Source organism: Bacillus sp. EB106-04-04-XG123, assembly GCF_058791855.1.
This window is the reverse complement of sequence record NZ_JBYTDZ010000011.1, coordinates 1-3,031: the sequence shown is the minus strand read 5'-3', so window position 1 is coordinate 3,031 and position 3,031 is coordinate 1. Positions and strand designations below refer to the sequence as shown.

The 3,031-nt window shown below is 52.7% G+C and carries 1 rRNA gene; it reads right to left on the bottom strand.

Going from position 1 to position 3,031, the window contains the following annotated elements:
* Window positions 1-5 precede the first annotated feature (5 nt).
* Window positions 6-2,936 (bottom strand): 23S ribosomal RNA (locus tag AC3WTB_RS19150).
* Window positions 2,937-3,031 lie beyond the last annotated feature (95 nt).

Sequence of the window (3,031 nt, the reverse complement as noted above, 5' to 3'; positions counted from 1 at the left end):
GAATATAGGTTAAGTCCTCGATCTATTAGTATCTGTCAGCTCCACGTGTCACCACGCTTCCACCTCAGACCTATCAACCTGATCATCTTTCAGGGATCTTACTTCCTTGCGGAATGGGAAATCTCATCTTGAGGGGGGCTTCATGCTTAGATGCTTTCAGCACTTATCCCGTCCGCACATAGCTACCCAGCGATGCCCTTGGCAGAACAACTGGTACACCAGCGGTGCGTCCATCCCGGTCCTCTCGTACTAAGGACAGCTCCTCTCAAATTTCCTGCGCCCGCGACGGATAGGGACCGAACTGTCTCACGACGTTCTGAACCCAGCTCGCGTACCGCTTTAATGGGCGAACAGCCCAACCCTTGGGACCGACTACAGCCCCAGGATGCGATGAGCCGACATCGAGGTGCCAAACCTCCCCGTCGATGTGGACTCTTGGGGGAGATAAGCCTGTTATCCCCGGGGTAGCTTTTATCCGTTGAGCGATGGCCCTTCCATGCGGAACCACCGGATCACTAAGCCCGACTTTCGTCCCTGCTCGACTTGTAGGTCTCGCAGTCAAGCTCCCTTGTGCCTTTACACTCTGCGAATGATTTCCAACCATTCTGAGGGAACCTTTGGGCGCCTCCGTTACATTTTAGGAGGCGACCGCCCCAGTCAAACTGCCCACCTGACACTGTCTCCCTGCCCGATAAGGGCAGCGGGTTAGAAGGTCAATACAGCCAGGGTAGTATCCCACCGATGCCTCCACCGAAGCTAGCGCTCCGGTTTCCAAGGCTCCTACCTATCCTGTACAAGCTGTACCAACATTCAATATCAGGCTGCAGTAAAGCTCCACGGGGTCTTTCCGTCCTGTCGCGGGTAACCTGCATCTTCACAGGTACTATAATTTCACCGAGTCTCTCGTTGAGACAGTGCCCAGATCGTTGCGCCTTTCGTGCGGGTCGGAACTTACCCGACAAGGAATTTCGCTACCTTAGGACCGTTATAGTTACGGCCGCCGTTTACTGGGGCTTCAATTCGCACCTTCGCTTACGCTAAGCGCTCCTCTTAACCTTCCAGCACCGGGCAGGCGTCAGCCCCTATACTTCGCCTTACGGCTTCGCAGAGACCTGTGTTTTTGCTAAACAGTCGCCTGGGCCTATTCACTGCGGCTTCTCGGGGCTTTAACACCCTAAGAAGCACCCCTTCTCCCGAAGTTACGGGGTCATTTTGCCGAGTTCCTTAACGAGAGTTCTCTCGATCACCTTAGGATTCTCTCCTCGCCTACCTGTGTCGGTTTGCGGTACGGGCACCTCTCACCTCGCTAGAGGCTTTTCTTGGCAGTGTGGAATCAGGAACTTCGCTACTAAATTTCGCTCGCCATCACAGCTCAGCCTTTACGGGAAACGGATTTGCCTATTTCCCAGCCTAACTGCTTGGACGCGGATATCCAATACCGCGCTTACCCTATCCTCCTGCGTCCCCCCATTGCTCAAATGGTGAGGAGGTGGTACAGGAATATCAACCTGTTGTCCATCGCCTACGCCTTTCGGCCTCGGCTTAGGTCCCGACTAACCCTGAGCGGACGAGCCTTCCTCAGGAAACCTTAGGCATTCGGTGGACGGGATTCTCACCCGTCTTTCGCTACTCATACCGGCATTCTCACTTCTAAGCGCTCCACCAGTCCTTCCGGTCTGGCTTCACAGCCCTTAGAACGCTCTCCTACCACTGTTCGTAAGAACAGTCCGCAGCTTCGGTGATACGTTTAGCCCCGGTACATTTTCGGCGCAGAGTCACTCGACCAGTGAGCTATTACGCACTCTTTAAATGGTGGCTGCTTCTAAGCCAACATCCTGGTTGTCTAAGCAACTCCACATCCTTTTCCACTTAACGTATACTTTGGGACCTTAGCTGGCGGTCTGGGCTGTTTCCCTTTCGACTACGGATCTTATCACTCGCAGTCTGACTCCCAAGGATAAGTCATCGGCATTCGGAGTTTGACTGAATTCGGTAACCCGGTAGGGGCCCCTAGTCCAATCAGTGCTCTACCTCCGAGACTCTTACCTTGAGGCTAGCCCTAAAGCTATTTCGGAGAGAACCAGCTATCTCCAGGTTCGATTGGCATTTCACCCCTACCCACACCTCATCCCCGCACTTTTCAACGTGCGTGGGTTCGGGCCTCCATTCAGTGTTACCTGAACTTCACCCTGGACATGGGTAGATCACCTGGTTTCGGGTCTACGACCACGTACTCATGCGCCCTATTCAGACTCGCTTTCGCTGCGGCTCCGCATCTTCTGCTTAACCTTGCACGGGATCGTAACTCGCCGGTTCATTCTACAAAAGGCACGCCATCACCCGTTAACGGGCTCTGACTACTTGTAGGCACACGGTTTCAGGATCTATTTCACTCCCCTTCCGGGGTGCTTTTCACCTTTCCCTCACGGTACTGGTTCACTATCGGTCACTAGGGAGTATTTAGCCTTGGGAGATGGTCCTCCCGGATTCCGACGGAATTTCACGTGTTCCGCCGTACTCAGGATCCACTCTGGAGAGAACAACATTTCAGTTACAGGGCTGTTACCTTCTTTGGCGGGCCTTTCCAGACCTCTTCGCTTATATCGTTCCTTTGTAACTCCGTATAGAGTGTCCTACAACCCCAAGAGGCAAGCCTCTTGGTTTGGGCTGTTCCCGTTTCGCTCGCCGCTACTCAGGGAATCGCATTTGCTTTCTCTTCCTCCGGGTACTTAGATGTTTCAGTTCCCCGGGTATGCCTTCTCATACTCTATGTATTCAAGTATGGATACTACTCCATTACGAGCAGTGGGTTTCCCCATTCGGAAATCTCCGGATCAAAGCTTGCTTACAGCTCCCCGAAGCATATCGGTGTTCGTCCCGTCCTTCATCGGCTCCTAGTGCCAAGGCATCCACCGTGCGCCCTTTCTAACTTAACCATTTCTTACTTTAGAAAGAATCACTATGTGTGATGAACTTTGCATTGCATTCAATGTGAATGTATTACTTATTGTTATCTAGTTTTCAAAGAACA